Source organism: Streptomyces sp. NPDC018045 (assembly GCF_044327445.1).
Lineage (GTDB): Bacteria > Actinomycetota > Actinomycetes > Streptomycetales > Streptomycetaceae > Streptomyces.
Genome location: NZ_JBIRFL010000021.1, coordinates 28652 through 46071, shown reverse-complemented (window position 1 = coordinate 46071; position 17420 = coordinate 28652). Strand labels below are relative to the sequence as shown.

Annotated in this window: 15 protein-coding genes; 2 read left to right on the top strand and 13 right to left on the bottom strand. The window is 71.4% G+C overall.

What is annotated here, in order from left to right; genetic code table 11:
* Window positions 1–55: 55 nt before the first annotated feature.
* The 3 genes from tilS to dacB all read right to left on the bottom strand — a co-directional run bounded on the left by tilS (window position 56) and on the right by dacB (window position 4464).
* Window positions 56–1144 carry a tRNA lysidine(34) synthetase TilS gene (gene tilS, locus ACH4EB_RS30525; protein ID WP_398351230.1) on the bottom strand — a complete coding sequence of 363 codons (1089 nt, stop codon included), beginning with the start codon at window positions 1142–1144 and terminating at the stop codon, window positions 56–58.
* A gap of 209 nt (window positions 1145–1353) precedes the next feature.
* Window positions 1354–2505, bottom strand: coding sequence for a zinc-dependent metalloprotease (locus ACH4EB_RS30520; RefSeq protein ID WP_398351228.1), 1152 nt, complete (start codon window positions 2503–2505; stop codon window positions 1354–1356).
* Between the two features lie 441 nt (window positions 2506–2946).
* Window positions 2947–4464, bottom strand: a complete 1518-nt coding sequence (gene dacB, locus ACH4EB_RS30515; RefSeq protein ID WP_398351319.1) for a D-alanyl-D-alanine carboxypeptidase/D-alanyl-D-alanine-endopeptidase — start codon at window positions 4462–4464, stop codon at window positions 2947–2949.
* A gap of 200 nt (window positions 4465–4664) precedes the next feature.
* Between dacB and ACH4EB_RS30510 the strand changes: the two genes are divergently transcribed.
* Window positions 4665–5162, top strand: coding sequence for an inorganic diphosphatase (locus tag ACH4EB_RS30510; RefSeq protein ID WP_004571927.1), 498 nt, complete (start codon window positions 4665–4667; stop codon window positions 5160–5162).
* Window positions 5163–5275: 113 nt separating this feature from the next.
* Here ACH4EB_RS30510 and ACH4EB_RS30505 read toward each other — a convergent pair whose 3' ends face one another.
* From ACH4EB_RS30505 to ACH4EB_RS30460, 10 genes are all read right to left on the bottom strand, one after another.
* On the bottom strand, window positions 5276–6094 hold the full coding sequence (locus ACH4EB_RS30505) for a hypothetical protein (protein WP_398351227.1): 819 nt from the start codon (window positions 6092–6094) through the stop codon (window positions 5276–5278).
* 136 nt (window positions 6095–6230) lie between these two features.
* Window positions 6231–6425 carry a linaridin family RiPP gene (locus ACH4EB_RS30500; RefSeq protein WP_398351225.1) on the bottom strand — a complete coding sequence of 65 codons (195 nt, stop codon included), beginning with the start codon at window positions 6423–6425 and terminating at the stop codon, window positions 6231–6233.
* A 128-nt stretch (window positions 6426–6553) separates the two neighbouring features.
* Window positions 6554–7135 carry a hypothetical protein gene (locus ACH4EB_RS30495; protein ID WP_398351223.1) on the bottom strand — a complete coding sequence of 194 codons (582 nt, stop codon included), beginning with the start codon at window positions 7133–7135 and terminating at the stop codon, window positions 6554–6556.
* On the bottom strand, window positions 7132–7989 hold the full coding sequence (locus tag ACH4EB_RS30490) for an alpha/beta fold hydrolase (RefSeq protein ID WP_398351221.1): 858 nt from the start codon (window positions 7987–7989) through the stop codon (window positions 7132–7134). The genes ACH4EB_RS30495 and ACH4EB_RS30490 overlap by 4 nt, the downstream gene beginning before the upstream one ends.
* A 155-nt stretch (window positions 7990–8144) precedes the next feature.
* Window positions 8145–8468, bottom strand: a complete 324-nt coding sequence (locus ACH4EB_RS30485) for a transposase (protein WP_398351317.1) — start codon at window positions 8466–8468, stop codon at window positions 8145–8147.
* 97 nt (window positions 8469–8565) lie between these two features.
* Window positions 8566–9324 carry a class I SAM-dependent DNA methyltransferase gene (locus ACH4EB_RS30480; protein ID WP_398351220.1) on the bottom strand — a complete coding sequence of 253 codons (759 nt, stop codon included), beginning with the start codon at window positions 9322–9324 and terminating at the stop codon, window positions 8566–8568.
* 544 nt (window positions 9325–9868) lie between these two features.
* Window positions 9869–11353 (bottom strand): phytoene desaturase family protein, encoded by a 1485-nt coding sequence (locus ACH4EB_RS30475; RefSeq protein WP_398351218.1) that lies wholly within the window; start codon window positions 11351–11353, stop codon window positions 9869–9871.
* Window positions 11350–13233: an ABC transporter ATP-binding protein gene (locus tag ACH4EB_RS30470; protein ID WP_398351217.1), complete on the bottom strand. Its 1884-nt coding sequence runs from the start codon at window positions 13231–13233 to the stop codon at window positions 11350–11352. Before ACH4EB_RS30470 ends, ACH4EB_RS30475 begins: the two co-directional genes overlap by 4 nt.
* Before the next feature lie 574 nt (window positions 13234–13807).
* Complete coding sequence (locus ACH4EB_RS30465; RefSeq protein ID WP_398351216.1) at window positions 13808–15595, bottom strand: threonine/serine exporter ThrE family protein; 1788 nt, start codon at window positions 15593–15595, stop codon at window positions 13808–13810.
* A gap of 363 nt (window positions 15596–15958) precedes the next feature.
* A complete protein-coding gene (locus ACH4EB_RS30460; protein WP_398351215.1) occupies window positions 15959–16678 on the bottom strand; it encodes a DedA family protein in 720 nt (239 codons plus the stop codon).
* A gap of 366 nt (window positions 16679–17044) precedes the next feature.
* Between ACH4EB_RS30460 and ACH4EB_RS30455 the strand changes: the two genes are divergently transcribed.
* Window positions 17045–17416: a YbjQ family protein gene (locus tag ACH4EB_RS30455; RefSeq protein ID WP_398351213.1), complete on the top strand. Its 372-nt coding sequence runs from the start codon at window positions 17045–17047 to the stop codon at window positions 17414–17416.
* Window positions 17417–17420 lie beyond the last annotated feature (4 nt).

Here is a 17420-nt window from a genome sequence, read left to right as displayed (position 1 = left end):
GGTTCGGTGTCGTGAGACTCGTGAAGCGGGGCGGTGCCCTTCGGTGTCCTGCGGCTCAGCCCTGCCGGATCACCAGTCTGCCACCCTGCCGTCGCACACCCACGCGCCCGGGGAGGTTGACGGTGCCCTGACCCCGCCATCCGGTGATCAGCCGGTCCACTTCCTCGATGTGGCGGGCGAAGAGCGAACCGGCCGGAGCGCCCGCCGCGATGGCGGCCCGGCGCAGCACCCGGCGGCGGACGGCCGCGGGCAGCGCGTACAGCGCGGTGGTGTCGAGGGTGCCGCGCTCGTCGAGGACCGTGCGCTCGGCGTCGGCGGCCCAGGAGTCCAGGGCGTCGGCGTCGTCCCGGGAGAGCTGCGCCGTACGGGCCAGGGCCTCCACGACGCCCTTGCCGAGCGCCTTCTCCAGCGCGGGCAGGCCCTCGTGGCGCAGCCGGGAGCGCGTGTAGAGGGGGTCGGAGTTGTGCGGGTCCTCCCAGACGGGCAGCGACTGGATCAGACACGCCTTACGGGCGGTCTGCCGGTCGACCTCCAGGAACGGACGGCGGTAGCGGCCGCCGCGGCCGGCCTTCGCCGCCATGCCGGACAGCGAGCGGGTGCCGGAGCCGCGGGCGAGCCCCAGCAGGACCGTCTCTGCCTGATCGTCGCGGGTGTGGCCGAGGAGGACGGCGGCAGCGCCGTGCCGCTCCGCGGCGGCGTCCAGCGCGGCGTAGCGGGCGTCGCGGGCGGCGGCCTCGGGCCCGCCCGCGCGGCCCACCTCGACGGCCACCGCGTCGACCGGGTCCAGGCCGAGGGAGCGCATCCGCAGCACGACCTCGGCGGCGCGGATGTCGGAGCCGTCCTGCAGGCCGTGATCGACGGTGATGCCGCCGGCCCGTACGCCCAGCCGGGGCGCTTCGAAGGCCAGTGCGGAGGCGAGTGCCATGGAGTCGGCGCCGCCGGAGCACGCGACGAGCACCAGTGGGGGCCCGGCCGCGGCGGCGGACGTCAGCGGCGCCCCGGCGGGCCGCGCGGGGCCCGCGGTGACCGGCTGCTGCGCGGCGGGCGCGGGCGCCGGGGAGTGCGAGGTGTGGTGGTTCAGTACGTCGTGAAGCACGCGGCGGACCGCCACGCGTATCGCGGCGACCGCTGGATGGGGACCCATGTCCGTTTCCAATCGTCAGCTTGGGGGCCTCGGGCCGTCTACGGCTTTTTCGTCACACAGAGTGCCTAGATGGTGACAGAGACGAGCAGTTCCCCGAGCATTGCACGCCTATCCAGCAGTCACGGTCCCTCAGAAGAGTGATTGAGGGGAGCGTTCGCCCGCCGCGCGGTGCGCCCGGCTCACACCTTCGGCCCGCCGGGCTCCTCCCCCTAGCGGTGCACCCGCGCGACCCAGTCCGCCGGTTTGGCGATCTCCTGTTTCGTCGGCAGCGTGTTCGGCGACGTCCACACCCGGTTGAAGCCGTCCATGCCGACCTCGTCGACCACCGCCCGCACGAACCGCTCGCCGTCCCGGTACTGGCGCAGCTTCGCGTCCAGGCCCAGCAGCTTGCGCAGCGCCTGGTCGAGCCGGCCCGCGCCGCTGGCCCGCCGCTTCTGGAACTTCTCGCGGATCTCCGCGACGGACGGCACCACGTCCGGGCCGACACCGTCCATCACGTAGTCGGCGTGCCCCTCCAGGAGCGACATCACCGCGGTCAGCCGGGCCAGGATCTCCCGCTGCGCCGGGGTCTGCACCAGGTCGACGAAGCTGCGCCCGCCGTCGTCGCCCTCCTCGCCCTCCGGGCGTCCGCCGGTCAGCGACTGGACGGCCTCCCGCAGCCGCTCCAGCAGCGTGCCCGGGTCGATCTCGGTCTCGCCGAGGAAGGACTGGATCTCGCCCTCGATGTGGTCGCGCAGCCAGGGCACGGCCGTGAACTGCGTACGGTGTGTCTCCTCGTGCAGGCAGACCCACATACGGAAGTCGTGCGGGTCCACCTCCAGCTCCCGCTCGACGTGGACGATGTTCGGCGCGACGAGCAGCAGCCGGCCGCCCCGCGCCGCGGCCGGCAGGTCCCGGGAGGCGGGCGCGAAGGTCTCGTACTGGCCGAGGACCCGCGAGGCCAGGAACGACAGCAGCATCCCCAGCTCCACACCGGTCACCTTGCCGCCGACGGCGCCCAGCACCGCGCCGCCCGGCACGGAGGAGCGACGTTCCTCCATCTTCTGCAGCAGTGGCTTGAGCACCGCCCGGAAGCCGGCCACGTTGGCCTTGATCCAGCCCGGCCGGTCCACGACCAGGACGGGCGTGTCCTGGGGGTGTTCCGCACCCGGCTCCCCTTCCGTCTCCCCCTCCGCCTGCGGCGGCACCATGCGGGTGAACGCCCGCACGTGCTCCTCGGAGGACTTCGCGTGCCGTCGCAGTTCGGCGACGATCGCCCGCGCCTCGTCCCGGCTCACCTCTGGCCCCGGCCGTACGAACCGGGTCGCGGTCGCTACCGCGAGATTCCAGTCGACCATCTCCACACCACCGATGCTCGTCATGGGTTCACGGTACGTGGGCGCATCCGCTGGGGGTAGCGCGGCGCCCCTCGGGGCGCGGTTGTCCGGGCCGCCGGCGCGGGTCGCCTGCGGCGGGCCGGGCGGGTCGGCGGTGCCGGATCGCTGTCGGGTGCCGTGCCGTTTGCCTGCGGCGAGCCGGGCCGGGTCGCCGGTACCGGTGCGCTTTCGAATGCCGCGCCGTTCGCGCCTGCGGCGGGCTGGGGCCGCTGCCGGGCGCCCGCGGCGAGCCGGGCCGGGTCGCCGGTACCGGTGCGCTTTCGAGTGCCGCGCCGTTCGCGCCTGCGGCGGGCTGGGGCCGCTGCGCGGGGCTGCCAAGGTTCGGGGGCGGGCCTGCGCGGCAGGCCGCTCCGGCCCGCCCCCTTCCGTGGTGGGTGGAGAGAAGGGTGGTGGGGGCTGCTGCCGGTGGCCTGGTGGCGCCTGGTGTCAGCGGCAGCCGCAGTTCGCCACCGCTGTGGCCATCCGGTCCAGGGCCTGTTGGGCGGACTGGGGGTCCGTGGTGTTGTTGGTCATGAAGGCGAAGAGAAGGAGTCGGCCGTCGGCGTCCACGACCGTGCCGGCCAGGGTGTTCACGCCGGTCAGGGTGCCGGTCTTGGCTCGTACGGTGCCTGCGCCCGCCTTTTCGCTCGCGTAGCGGCCGCTGAGGGTGCCGGTGAATCCGGCGACCGGGAGGCCGGTGGCGATCGGCCGTAGTTCGGGGTGGTCGGCGGAGGTGGCCAGGACGAGCAGGCGGGAGAGCAGGGCCGCCGAGACCTTGTCGTCGCGGTCCAGTCCGCTGCCGTCCTCGAAGGCGGCGCCGGAGAGCGGGAGTCCGAGGTTCGCCAGGGTCTTGTGGACGGCCCGGCCCGCGCCTTCGAAGCCGGCCGGCTCCCCGGTGGCCAGGGCCGTCTGGCGGGCCAGTGCCTCGGCGATGTCGTTGTCGCTGTGGGTCAGCATCCGTTCGACGAGCCCGGACAGCGGCAGCGAGCGGGTGGTGGCGAGGCGGCGGGCCTTGGCGGGGGCGGTGGTCTTCGCGGGGGCGCCCTCGACCGTGATGCCGCGGTCCGCGAGCAGCTCGGCGAAGGTGCGGGCGGCGGTCGCGGACGGGTCGGTGTCGCGCGGCGCCGGTCCGGACCGGGTCTCGTCGAGGCGTCCCTCGTCGGCCATGAGGGGGGTGACGGGGGCGATGTTCTCGTTGGGACTTATGGGGTGGAGGACGGGGCCGGTGTAGGCCGAGGTGTCGTATCCGAGCCGGACCTTTCCGGTGTGCTGCTTCTTGAGCGCGCGGGCGGTGTCGTCGGCCAGCGCGCGCAGGCTCGCGGGCTGGTCCTGGGTGTCCGGTTCCGGGGCGCGGGCGGTGAGGGTGGGGTCGCCGCCTCCGACGAGAACGACGGTGCCGCCGGTGCCCTCGACCACGGTGGTGTCGATGCGGTGCTCGGGGCCGAGCGCGGAGAGCGCGGCGGTGGCGATGGCCAGTTTGACCGTCGAGGCCGGGGTGGCGCTCCGCCCGGACTCGGCGCCGTACAGCTCACGGCCGGTGGCGGCGTCCACGACGGAGGCGGTGCACAGCGAGCCGAGCGCCGGGTCCTTCATGAGCGGGGCGAGGGCGCGGGCCAGGCCGTCGGCGCTGGGCGGCGGCGGGGTGCCGTCGCGCGTGGGGGCGCCGAGCGCGGCCAGGACGGGCGGCGCCGTGGGCGTACGGTCGGGGCCGCCCGGAACGTGATGCTCGCCACGCGTACCGCCGGGCGCCGCGGCGCGGGCCCGCTCCGCCGTACGCTGACCGGAGTCCCACGGACCGGCCGCCGCCACCGCTCCGGCCGCGACCAGCAGGCCCAGGACGGTGGAGCTGGCCGTCAGCCGTACGGTCTGCCGCTGCTGCCTGGAGGCGGACCACCAGGCGGTACGGGCGGATTCCGTGGCGGACCGGTAGGCCGAACGCGCCGAGCCGGCCGCCGAACGGGTCATGGACACGGCGGCGGACCCCGCCGACCGCGCCGAGCCCGTCGCCGACCTGGCGGAACGTTGCGCCAACCGCTGCGCGGCCTGCCACCTGACCAGCCACGACCTGGTCTCCGGCACTTAGGACCAGCCCCTTTCGCCACCACACACCTGCGTGGGGGACACTTAATCACCAGACGTATGTGTTGATCATGGAGGAGCCACCCGTGGAGTTCGACGTCACCATCGAGATCCCGAAGGGTTCGCGGAACAAGTACGAGGTGGACCACGAGACCGGACGGATCCGCCTCGACCGTCGACTCTTCACCTCGACCAGCTACCCGGCCGACTACGGCTTCGTCGAGAACACCCTCGGCGAGGACGGCGACCCGCTGGACGCGCTGGTCATCCTGGACGAGCCGACGTTCCCCGGATGCCTGATCAAGTGCCGCGCCATCGGCATGTTCCGGATGACCGACGAGGCAGGCGGCGACGACAAGCTGCTGTGCGTCCCGGCGTCCGACCCGCGCGTGGAGCACCTGCGCGACATCCACCACGTGTCGGAGTTCGACCGCCTGGAGATCCAGCACTTCTTCGAGGTCTACAAGGACCTGGAGCCGGGCAAGTCGGTCGAGGGCGCTGACTGGGTCGGCCGCGCCGAGGCCGAGGCCGAGATCGAGGCGTCCTTCAAGCGCCTGGAGGCGCAGGGCGGCGCTCACCACTGAGTCCCGCGGCTCTTGCCGTACGCGAACGGGCGGCACCCCTTCGGTGGGGTGCCGCCCGTCGTCGTGTCACGGCGCGACCGGGGCGCCGGCCCGAAGCGTTCGCGGTGTGGCGGTCACCGCTCGGGTGCGGGGGCGAGCGCCGCGGGAGTCTTCCCGGGCAGCTTCGGCCGCTCCTCGTTCCGGGCGAGGACGTAGAGGAGTGCCGGGTGGGTGGCGCCGAAGGCCAGCACGAAGCGGTTGAGGCCCATGAACTGCCCGATTCCCAGGTGGAACAGCGTCATCGAGCCGAGCCAGGCCTTGGCCGCGGGCTTCGGCAGCACGAAGACCAGCGGGAAGGCGACCTCCGCGGCGACCGTGCCCCAGGTGACGGCCTTGCCCACCGCCGGGTACTTGTGCACGAGCTTGAAGACGCGCTGGTCCCCGTAGTTCTGCGTACGGATGACGCCGCTGAACGCCTCTCCGCTGAGCCAGGTGGGGGACACCAGCTTGACCACGCCGGACGCGACGTAGGAGATCGTCGTCTCCAGGGCCAGCGCGCGCATGGCCACGTCGCGGGCCTTCTCGTCGTCCTTGAAGGTGCCGGTCGAGGCCAGGACGACATTGATGACTTGCTGGAGCTGGTCGGCACCGTCCCCGCCGAAGGGCGTGTGCAGCCGGCCGGCCGCGCCTGTCGCCGCCAGGACGGCACTGCCCGCCGCGCGGACACCGCGCTTGTGGCCCCAGATCAGCGTGGCGGCCGAAGCCCCCGCCTGTACGCCGTAAAGGGCGACTGCGGCCTTCTTGGAGCTGAGCGCGCGGGTCAGCCGGGGAAAGCGTTTGGCGAACTTGGGACGCATGCTTTCGAGCTGGCCGCTCAGCAGCTCGCCGTCCTCGAACTTACGGTGCTGGCTCAGCATTTCCAGTGCGGAGACCAGCGTACCCAGCGAAGCCACTCGGCGAGCCGTGACCTCGGGTGGAGCGCTGAGAAACATGGGCGCGTGCTCCCTGTGCATCGATATGTGTACGGCGGCTGACAGAGGGCGGGGGCACGGCAGGCGTTCCGGCCTGCCGTGCCCCCGCCTCGTTCAATCAGCCCGCGACGTTGTGGGTGACCTTGTCGAGCGCCACCGCGGTCGCCGAGGTCGCCGCGAAACCGACCGGCGTGGCCTCCGGGGTCGCGATGGTGGCGAGCGGGGTGACCATGGTCGGGGTCGAGTCGGCGCCGATACGGCCCGGCTTCACGTCGGCAAGCTCGGCGTTCGCGAAATCAGCCAGGATGGACATATTTACTTCTTTCTCTCGAATTCTCACAGTGAGCAACTCCAGCCATTCGGCGGGAGGGCACGGACTCACGCGGCACGGGTACTGCCGAGTGAGTTCGCGGCTTCCAGCCGAGAGGGCCCCCGAGCCCTCTAGGCGGCGACCGGAAGAGTCTCCGGGTGCGACATTCCGGCCCCGGCCAGCGGCATTTCCTCGGAGACGAAGAAAGGCTCGATCTGCCGGTGGTCCGGGGCGGTGAGATAGGAGTGCATCAGCAGGAACTGACAGTGCGAGGCGCCTTCGGCGTGCGGCAGGTGCTGCTGGATGTAGCGGGAGAGCAGCCGGTAGCCGGGCGACCACACCACGGGGGCCATCTCCGACCCGGCGGCCGCCGCGCGAGCACGGATCCCCTGGATCGCGTCGAACAGGGCCTTCGGGGACCGGTTACGGGCGTTCCAGGCCAGGGCGTACCAGGGCCGGTTACGGGTGACCGTGATCTCCTGCCACTCACCGGGCTTGCCGTCCGTGACGTCCCGGTAGAGCAGGTGGCAGTCCTTGACTCCGGGGTTCGGCCCGAAGAAGCGCCAGTTCGGCGTCGGAATCCGCAGCTTCCCGCACCACAGGATGGTGTCGAAGCGGGTCTCGGGCAGTTGGGCCGCGGCCGTCGCGACGAGCCAGGCGGCGAGCGAGGCCGTGACGGCGGCCGTCTTCACCCGTTCCGTGTTCACGTTCACGCTGCCCTCAGCTCCTCTCCCGCACCGGTCCGCTCGGTCGGCGGGTCGGCGGCGATCGCCTCCGCCACCTGCTCGGCGTACCCCCGGACGGAGAGGATTGTCTCGTGGTCGGAGCCGTCGACGAAGCGGTGCCGGGACCTCTCCGAGAGGGCGGTCATCTTGGCCTGGACGACGCGGTGCGCGTCGTTGTCCCCGTGGTTGTTCTCCGCCGTGACCACGGTCAGCGGGCAGTCCAGGGACGTGAGTTCCGGGTAGGTCATCGCGTCCCGGTAGTCCCGCAGGGCCAGGGCCCAGGTGCGGGGCTCCGTCAGGAAGGCCCGGGAACTCCGGTTGATGTCCGGCCGGAAGGTCTCGTGCTTGTTCAGGGCGGGGCGGAAGGCGGCCACGCCCGCCATCGCGTACACCCGCTCCATGATCATCGACTGCCGGGACCAGCGGTCCACTTCCGAGCGCCGGGAACTGCGCAGATGCGCCACGTCGGTGGCGTCGACCATGACCACCCCGGTCACGCCTTCCGTCGCTCCGGGATGCAGCGACGCATAGGCGGCGACGAGATATCCGCCGAGGGAATGACCGGCCAGCACCAGCGGAAGGCCGGCGGCATAGGTCTCGCGCAATTCCTGCAACAGCGCGAAATGGTGGTCCAAGCCGTAATCGGCGGCGGGCGTGCTGAGCCCGTAACCGGGACGGTTGAAGCGCACGTACCCCATGTCCTGGGGAAGTGCTCCGCAGACCCAGTCCCAGTATTCGTGGGGCGTCCCCAGCCCGTTGTCGAGCAGTACGACGCGCCGGGCCCGAGGAGGAATACTGACATCGACCTCCACCAGGCTTCCGTCGGGTCTTTCGTGCGTCATGTAGCGACGCGCACGTTCACGTCTGCCGGTGCATCGCATGACCGCGCCGGACAGCAGACTCGCGCCGGCCAGTCCGGCAATACCTATGCCGAACTGGCGCTCCAAAGACGCCACATTCCCTCCCCCGTGATGCGAAGTGACTGATGCCGGGAAAGCTAGCACGCAGTGCCGGGGTAAAATAATGAGTTACTTGAATCTTGAGTCCGGGTGGGCCTTCCCCCGCGCATCGGGGCACGGCCGGCCGTACTGCGGCCGTACTTCCGGAGTTCTATGTACAGCTCGCCTATCGTGGCCTTCAGTGTGGCGATTTCTTGAGTCAGCTCCGCTATCCGGGAAGCGTCCTCGGCGTCCCTGCCGCCTTCCCCGGCAAGGCCGGTGCGGGCTCCCTCAAGAAACTGGCGGCGCCAGTTTGATACCGACTGCTCGGAGACACCGGCGTTCCGCGCGGCCTCCGCCGCGGTCAGTTCACCGTTCAGCACTCTCAGCACCAGGGCGAACTTCTGATCTGTCGGCAATATCGGCGGACGTCCCACGTCGAGCCCCCTTCTGTCATCCGCGTCTCGGTGTCTGCTGCCCTCAGGGCTTGACGTAGCAACAGATGAACAGCGGGGCGCGGTCGCTGTAGGGGGTGCCGTCCCACCGCGACAGGTGGGCCTCGGGCTCCAGCCCGGCCGCGCGGGCGTAGTCGTCCACCTCCTCGGGCGTGGTCAGCCGGGTGAGTTCGTTGCCCACCCGGGTGGTGCCGTCGGCCTGGTACAGGATGTGCGAGCAGTGCCACAGGTCGTCGGCGAGCAGGGTGGAGTGGGTCTGCACGCCCGTCCCCGGCTCCGGGTAGGGCACGAAGTAGGTGGTGCGGGTCAGCCCCTCGTGCAGTGCCAGGACCGGGGGCTTGTTGTGCGTCTCGATCACCAGCCGGCCGCCGGGGACGAGCAGGTCGGCCGCTCGCTGTACGGCCCGCCGCTGGTCCTCGGCAGTGGTCAGGACCGACAGGGTCGCGCATACGCAGTACACCAGCCCGTACCGGGATTCCGAGGTGTAGGTGCGTATGTCCCCGTGCACCGGGGTGACGTCCTCGCCGTCCTTCAGTTTGCCGCGCAGCGCGTCCAGCATTTCCGGCGAGGAGTCCACGCCGGTCACCTGGCCGATGCGCCGGGAGAGCGGAATGGCGATCCGCCCCGTACCGACGCCGAATTCGATGGTTCCCGCCTCCGGCGCGGGGTGGCGGGCCAGTAGCCCCTCCACCGCCTCGGCGGTCAGCCGGTCGTCCGGGAGCAGCCGGTCGTACCAGCCCTCGAACTGCCGGCCGTAGCCAATGTCCTCAACCCCGTTGTCCACCCGTTTCCCCTTCTCTTTGTCCCCACTGTCATGCCGATGGGAGCGTCGAGACGCAGGGGCGCCGGAACGGAAGGGGACCTGAATACGTCAACAAGGCCGACCGCGGGGGGAACCGCGGCCATCTGCATGGCTGGCAGGCCTGCAGAGCCCATACGTCCAGCGGTAGCGCCTCAACGATGCATGTGGGGGGACAGCGCTTCATTCGCCACCGTATCAAACGGACATGCGCACCGTTTAGCGGCGCATTACGTCCCTCTTACAGACAAGGCCCTTCTGGGGTTTTTGCACGCTGCGTTCACCTTTGCGACCTTCCGGGCAAGGGCGCGGATACGTCAACCGCCGCGCGTTATCACCGGGTTGAGTGCGGAGCCGTCAGTCCGGTCGCGCCGGAGTGCGTGAGGTCCGCACCACGGCCCTTAACGTAAACAGCGGGGAAACCCCGGTAAATGTTTGGCATATGGCGGCCACGCCCGACAACGCGACTGGGGCGGCGTGAAGTTGGCGCCCCCGGCCCGTTAAGAAAAAGATATGGGCGCTGCCGTCGTCAACGGTTCCGTGCACCTCGGGCCGTCACCGCTCCGGGCGCCAGGCCGGGCGCGTCACGTGTCCCGAAGCGGTGCCGTAGCGCGGAAAGCGCGGCCAGATAGCCGGACATGCCGTGCACGCTGGGCCCCGGAGGGGTGGCCGCGGAGCACAGGAAGACGCCGGGCAGCGGCGTGCGGTACGGGTCGAGACGGGGCACGGGCCGCGCGAGGCTCTGGTACAGCGTCATCGCGCCGGAACCGATGTCCCCGCCGACGTAGTTGGGGTTGTAGTGCTCGTACGCGGCGGCGGGCACGGAGCGGTGCGCGACGACCGTGTCCCGGAATCCGGGGGCGTAGCGCTCGATGCGCGCACAGACGCGTTCGTAGGGGTCGCCGGGGTCCCCGTTCGGTACGTGCGCGTACGCCCACACCGGGCGCTTACCGGGGAGCGCGCGTCCCGGGTCGGCCACCGCCGGGTCCACGAGGAGGACGAAGGGTTCCCTGGTGCGTACTCCGCGTGCGTTCGCCGTCTCCTGCCGGACCATCTCGGCATGTGTGCCCCCCAGGTGCACCGTTCCGGCGCGGCCCACCGCCGGGTCGGACCAGGGGATCGGCTCGGAGACCAGGAAGTCGACCTTGGCGGCCCCCGGCCCGTACCGGAACCGCTCCAGAGCGCGCGCGTAGGCGCGGGGCAGCCGGTCGCCCGCGAGGGCCAGGAAGCCCTTGGGGCTGGTGTCGAGCAGCACCGCTCGCGCACCGCGCAGTTCCGCCAGGTCGCGGATGGGGTGCCCGGTGTGGAAGACGCCGCCGTGCCCGGCGATGTCCTCGGCCATCGCGTCCGCGATACGGCCACTGCCACCCCGCGGCAGCGGCCACCCCGTACCGTGCGCCAGGTGGCCGAGCAGCATGGCCACCGCGCCGGACGCGAGGCTCGGCAGCTTGCCGACCGCGTGCGCGGCGACACCGGTGAGCAGGGCGGCCGCCTCATCACTCCGGAACCGTGCCGCGCCCAGCGCGCTGCCGTGGAGCGCCACCCGCCGCGCCAGCAGCAGGGCGGCCGCGGGGTCGCGCGGCAGACTGCGCTGTCCGGAGAGGATCAGCTCGACGACCGCTTCGCTGTGCTTCAGCAGCGGGCCCATCAGCCGCCGCCAGCGGGGGCCGTCGGGGCCCAGGTGCTCACAGGTCGCGTCCAGTGACCGGTACGCCAGGGCCGCGCGGCCCCCGTCCAGCGGATGGGCGTAGCTGATCTCGGGATGCAGCAGCTCGACCCCGCGGGCCGCCAGGTCGAACGCGCGGAAGAACGGCGAAGCGGCGGCCATGGGGTGGACGGCGGAGCAGATGTCGTGCACGACACCGGTGTCGAAGAGGGAGGCGGTGCGCAGCCCTCCCCCGAGGGTTTCGGCCGCCTCGTGCAGTTCCACGCGCAGGCCGGCCCGGGCCAGGACCACGCCGGCCGCGAGGCCGTTGGGGCCGGTGCCCACGATGGCGACGTCGGGGGTACTCATCGCTGGTCCTCACTTTTGACGGGCTGGAGCCGCATCGTCTGCTCGCCGGGGCGGGCCGCCGGGGGCCCGTACGGGAAGGAGAGCGCGGGCGCCTCCGGTTCGCGGCGCGGGCGGCCGGCCGCCGTGGCGACGAGGCCGGACCCGGCGTGCAGTTGCGATCCCGCCAGCCGCCGGTACAGCTCGTCGCGCTCCATCAGGTCCTCGTGCGCGCCGGTGGCCCGGACGCCGCCGCCCTCCAGCACCACGATCTTCTCGGCGTCGATCACCGTGGATATCCGGTGGGCGATGGCGACGACCGCACACTGCCGGGAGACCCGGCGCAACACGTCACGGAAGTCGCGTTCGGAGTCCGAGTCCAGGTGGGAGGTGGCCTCGTCCAGCAGCATGACCGCGGGCCTCTGCAGCAGCGTACGGGCGATGCACAGGCGCTGGCGCTGGCCGCCGGACAGTCCGCTGCCCTGGTCACCGAGTTCGGTGTCGAGGCCCTGCGGGAGACCGGCGACCACCGTGGTGAGACCGGCCATCGCCACCGCCTCCTGGATGGCGGCCTCATCGGCGTCGGGGTTGGCGTAGGTCAGGTTCTCCCGCACGGTGCCGCGCATGGCGGCGCTGTCCTGCTGGACGTAGCCGACCAGCCCTCGGACGGTGTCGAGCGGCAACGCGTCGATCGGCTGCCCGCCGAGCAGGATGCGGCCGCCGTCCACCGGGTGGAAGCGCTCGATCAACTGGAACAGGGTGGTCTTGCCCGCGCCCGAAGGCCCGACCACCGCCGTCAGCCCGCGCGCCGGCACGCTGAGCGTGACGCCGTGGAGGACCTGCGTCCGGTCATCGCGCGGCCCGCGCCGGTAGCCGAACCGTACGTCGCGGAACTCGACCGCCGGCCGGTCCCGGGCCGGCGACATGTCGGGCGCCGGGTGCCGCGCCCCGTGCCCCGCGTCCGCCGTCCCGTCGCCTTCCTGGGGCAGACCGGCCAGCTCGTCGACCCGGCGGACGGCGGCGCGGCCCTGGACGAACTGGCCCACCGCCATGAAGAACATCACCAGCGGTGACACGAGCTGGAACAGATACATGATGAACGTGGTCAGGACGGCCATGGTCATCTCGCCGCGCGCCACCCAGGTCATGCCGACCCCCACGACGACGGCGAGCGCGCCCTGTGTGCCGACGTTCATCGAAGGGACCAGCAGGGCGTTGTAGGCGTTGACGCGAATACCCGAGCGCCGCGCTTTGCCGGCCAGCCGGCCGATGCGGAGGGTTTCGCGGGATTCGGCGCGGGACGCCTTGACCGTGGGCAGGGCGGAGAGCACACGCTGCATGTCGCTGCCGAATTCGCCGGTGTCGTCCCGGTTCTGCAAGGCGGCTTTGCGCAGCTTGCGAGCGAGCGCCAGGGAGACGACGGCGGCGGCCCCGAGACAGCCCAGGGTGATGAGCATCAGCCAGGGATCGATGAGGAACATCAGGACGACGCCGCCGGTCACGGTGGCGCCGCTGGTGACCAACTGCGTGAGGCTCTGCGAGAGGGCGACCTTCACCATCGAGGTGTCGGTGACCGCGCGGGTGAGGACATCGCCCTGCGGACGTTTGCCGAACGCCGTGAGATCGGCCCGCAGCAGCCGTCCGGTCACGAGCTGCCGGACGCCGTGGACGATGTTCTCCCCGGCCCGCCCGATGACGTAGGACTGGAGCGAGGAGAAGAGCGCTCCCGCGCAGAAGAGTCCGACGAGCCGGGCGATGGGCGGGGCCAGCGGGTCACCCGCACCCGCCGCGCCGATCAGTTTCCCGATGGCCCAGGGCTGAGCGAGTGAGGCGGCCACTCCCAGCAGGCCGAGGAGCACTCCGACGAGCAGCAGCGTGGTGTGCTGCTTGAATACGCTCGCCACCGCCCCGGTGCTTTTCCCGGCCCCGGTGCTTTTCTCGTTCCCGGTGTTTTTCCCGGCCCCGGTGGCTCTTGAGGCCCTGGCGCTTCTTCCGGCCCCGTCCGTTTTCGGCCGCGCGTTGTCGGCGTGACTCGCCATGAGTGCTCCCCCTGCTGTGACGACAGCCGCACCGCACGCGCGGCGAAGAGAACATCCCTGCCTCGTGGGAATCCGTCATCAAGTTGCCCGAAGCTAGCACGCGGCCCGGCGTCAAGTTATGCGTTAGTTGGTCCGCCGGCGTACGCCTCGGGGAGCGGAAGGGGCCGTACGCGACCGGCGTCAGTTAATTGCTTTGTTGTTTACTTGGCGCGCATTCCGGGAGGCGCAGGTATGGGTCTCCACCGCCCGGTACGGCGCAATGGCGGGGCGGCCGGCGCGGGGAGCGTCACCAGTGCCGCGCCGACGTCAGGAAACGCGCACCGCCGTCAAAAGCACCGCCGCCGAAAGCCGCGCACCGCCGTCACAAGCCGCGCACCGCCATCCGGGGCCGCACACCGCCCTCAGCAACCGCACGCCTCCCGCAGAAACCCCGCCCCGCTCAGAAACCGCGCGTCCGCTTCGCGGCGCGCCGTTCGCCCGGCTCCTCCTGGGTGGCGCCGGGGGCCCTCATGAAGAGGCGGGCCACCTCGCCACCGAGGTTCACGCCGACGGCAATGGCCAGGGCCAGCGACGCGGCCTTGATGAGCGACGAGACGCCGGGCCCGATGTCGCCCTGAGCGAAGTTGAGCAGGCCGAAGTATGTCGCGCTACCGGGCAGCAGCGGCCCGATCGCGGCGGTCACGTACGGCAGCGCGGACGCGTACCGGTAGCGGCTCAGAAGCTGGCCGAAGAGGCCGACGAGGCCGGCCGCGATGGCCGTGGCGGGGACCGCGTTCATGCCGCTGACGTTGGCGAGCGCGCCGTACACGACCCATGCGACGCCTCCGTTGAGGGTGGCGAGCAGCACGGTGTGACGTTCCTGCTGGAGCAGTACGCAGAAGGCCAGCGCCAGCAGCATGGCGGCCGCGATCTGTACCGGCGGGTCGTTGAACAGGGCGAATCCGGCCGCCGGGTAGAGATACTCCGGGTTGAGCTGGAGCCCGATGTAGAGCGCGGCGAGCACGCCGATGACGATGCCGACGATCAGATAGCCGACTTCCAGCAGCCGGGCCGAGGCCGTGATGTAGTACCCCGTCAGGCCGTCCTGCACGGCCGCCACCAGCGCCCGCCCGGGGATCAGCGCGAACAGGCCACCGGTGATCACTGCGGACGCCTGCACGGCGACGTGCGAGAAGCTGAGGGCCACCCCTATGGCGGCCGGCGGCATGGCGGCGACCACGAACTGGTAGAACTCCGGCAGCCCGCGGCTGGACGCCAGCCAGGCCAGCCGGTCGCCGAGCATCGAGCCGATCGCGGCCGCGATGAAGACGATCAGCCCGCCGCCGACCAGCATGCTCGCCGCGCCGGACAGCAGCCCGGAGGCGAGGGTGAGCGCCCAGCTCGGGTAGGGGTGGCGGTTACGCCGTATCTCGGCCAGGCCGCGGTACGCCTCCTCCAGGGTGATGCCTTCGGAGGTGATGTCGTCGACGAGACGGAAGACCGCGGAGAGCCGGGTGTAGTCCACGCCGCGCCGCCGTACCGTACGGCTGGCCGTCACCGGGTCGTCGACCAGCGACGGCTGGTAGGAGATCGACAGCAGCGTGAAGGTGACGGTGGGCTCGACGCGCTCCAGCCCGTACGCGTGTGCGACGCCGAACATCGCGGCTTCCACGTCCTCCGCGCCCTCGCCGCCCGCCAGCAGGATCTCGCCGATCCGCAGCGTCAGGTCGAGGACGCGCGGCACCGCGGGCCCGCTCTCCTCGGCGCGCTCCGCCCGCTCGGGGACCGGCCGCTCGCCGACCGGCATCCGCAGCATGGTGCGCATCCGGTCCTGCCAGGGCGTCTGCTTGGTCAGGCTGATGACGGGGATGCCGTGCGGCGGCGTGAAGGCGGGCCAGCCCGCCGGGGTCCGGTCGGGGAACGGCTGCTGGCCGGTCGTGCTGCTGGTGCCGGCGGGCGGGGTGAAGGCGGAGCCTTCCGGCTCGGCCGGTGCTTCGGTCTTCAGCCCCTCCGGGAGGGCGAACTCGGAGGTGGGGTGCTCCTCCTCCGGCACCTGCGGGTACGGCATGCCGACCGGCGGAGTGAAGGCGCTGCGCGCCTCGTCCGACTGTGGCTTGCGGTCCTCGGACTGCTCGCTGGTGCCGTCTGTTCCATTGCTGGCGCTGTGCGCGCCTTTGACGCCGTTCACGCCGTTCTTCCCGTTCGTGCCGTTGGTTCCGCGCTGGCCCCGCTGTGCGTCCGACGCCACGTCTCGCTCCTCGTACGCCTCGCCTCCTGCCGACCGTCAAGGACACGATGCCTGATGGGCGGCGGGGGCGCGCGTGGCGGGGCCCTTACTGAGGTTCATATGGGCTGCGTGTGTCCCCTGCTCCTCAGGGGAAACCCGTGAATCCCGGCGCGGCACTCGCCGGCGGCGCCGGACGAAGGCCGCAAGGACCGCCGTACGGAGACCGCCAGGATCTCCGTACGGAAGACCGCCAGGACCGCCGCACGGGACCGCCGGGACCGCCGCACAGGATCCGTACGGAGATCACCACGTCCACCGTACGAAACCGCCGGAACCTCCCTACGAAGGTCACCGGACGCGGTCGGCGGCGGTACGCCGGTCGGCTCAGCGCTTGGCGTGCCGGCCGCGGCGGCCGTCGTTGCCGGGCTGGCGGGGCGGCTGCACGGCGCCCGTCGGGTCGTACGGCTCCTGGGCAGCGGCCTTCTTGTTCTTGCCGCGGGCGCGCAGGTACTCGATGACGATCGGGACGACCGAGATCAGCACGATCGCGACCAGGATCAGCTCGATGTGCTTGTGGACGAACTCGATGTTGCCCAGGGAAGCACCGAGAAGGGTGACACCGGCACCCCAGAGGGTGCCGCCGATGACGTTGAAGGTGATGAACGAGCGGTAGTTCATCTTGCTCACGCCCGCGATGATGGGCGTGAAGGTCCGGACGATCGGCACGAAGCGGGCCAGGATCAGCGACTTCGGGCCGTGCTTCTCGAAGAACTCGTGCGCCTTCTCCACGTTCTCCTGCTTGAAGAGCTTGGAGTCCGGGCGCTTGAAGAGCGCGGGCCCGACCTTGCGGCCGAAGAGATAGCCCGCCTGGTCACCGAGGACCGCCGCGAGCACGATCAGCAGGCACACCAGCCACAGCGGCTTGTCCAGCTTGTTGGTCGTCACCAGCAGGCCGGTGGTGAACAGGAGCGAGTCGCCCGGCAGGAAGAATCCGATCAGCAGGCCGGACTCCGCGAAGACGATGATCAGCACGCCGATCAGCCCGAATGTGCCGATCAGATAGTCCGGGTCCAGCCACTGGGGGCCGAGCGCGAGAGTATTCACGGGGTGAAGGCTCCTGGGTCGAGGGCGCCGGATCGTGCGGTGCGACGGGATGCAGGCGCAGTGTGCGGCCCAAAGCTATCAACGCCGGATGACGGGGCATGGTTCCAGCCGCCCGCCGCGGCCTCCGTCCGGCCTCGGGCACGGCCTCCGCCGCCGCCGTACGGGAGCCCCAGCCGCCACCGCGGGAGGGCCCCTCTTCCGCTCTTCCGGTCTTCCGGCCTTCCGGTCTTCCGGTCTTCCGGTCTTCCGGCCACCGTGGCCGGACACAGCCGCTTCGGTCCTCCAGGAGTGCCCCTCCCTCATGAGACGCTCCCCGCGAGGAGCCGGCCTCCAGGCGGCTCACCGCACGGAGGGACAGGACACACGATGGGCATCGAGGAGTTCGGCGGCGGCCAGGCCGCGCAGGCCGACGTACTGGTGGTGACGACCAACGACGTCCCCGGATACGAGGTGCAGCGGGTCGTCGGCGAGGTCTTCGGCCTGACGGTGCGCTCCCGCCACCTGGGCAGCCAGATCGGGGCCGGGCTGAAGTCGATGATCGGCGGCGAGCTGAAGGGCCTGACGAAGACGCTCGTGGAGACCCGCAACCAGGCGATGGAACGGCTGGTGGAGCAGGCGCGGGTGCGCGGCGCGAACGCGGTGCTGATGTTCCGCTTCGACGTGACGGAGGCGGCGGACGTGGGCACGGAGGTCTGCGCGTACGGCACCGCCGTCGTGATCGCCCCGAAGAACGCCTGAGCAC

What these genes read in the sequence shown, in the direction of transcription:
- tilS (WP_398351230.1), bottom strand. Translation starts at nt 1,144, where the DNA reads ATGGGTCCCCATCCAGCGGTCGCCGCGATACGCGTGGCGGTCCGCCGC.
- ACH4EB_RS30520 (WP_398351228.1), bottom strand. Translation starts at nt 2,505, where the DNA reads ATGACGAGCATCGGTGGTGTGGAGATGGTCGACTGGAATCTCGCGGTA.
- dacB (WP_398351319.1), bottom strand. Translation starts at nt 4,464, where the DNA reads ATGACCCGTTCGGCGGCCGGCTCGGCGCGTTCGGCCTACCGGTCCGCC.
- ACH4EB_RS30500 (WP_398351225.1), bottom strand. Translation starts at nt 6,425, where the DNA reads ATGTCCATCCTGGCTGATTTCGCGAACGCCGAGCTTGCCGACGTGAAG.
- ACH4EB_RS30490 (WP_398351221.1), bottom strand. Translation starts at nt 7,989, where the DNA reads ATGACGCACGAAAGACCCGACGGAAGCCTGGTGGAGGTCGATGTCAGT.
- ACH4EB_RS30475 (WP_398351218.1), bottom strand. Translation starts at nt 11,353, where the DNA reads ATGAGTACCCCCGACGTCGCCATCGTGGGCACCGGCCCCAACGGCCTC.
- ACH4EB_RS30455 (WP_398351213.1), top strand. Translation starts at nt 17,045, where the DNA reads ATGGGCATCGAGGAGTTCGGCGGCGGCCAGGCCGCGCAGGCCGACGTA.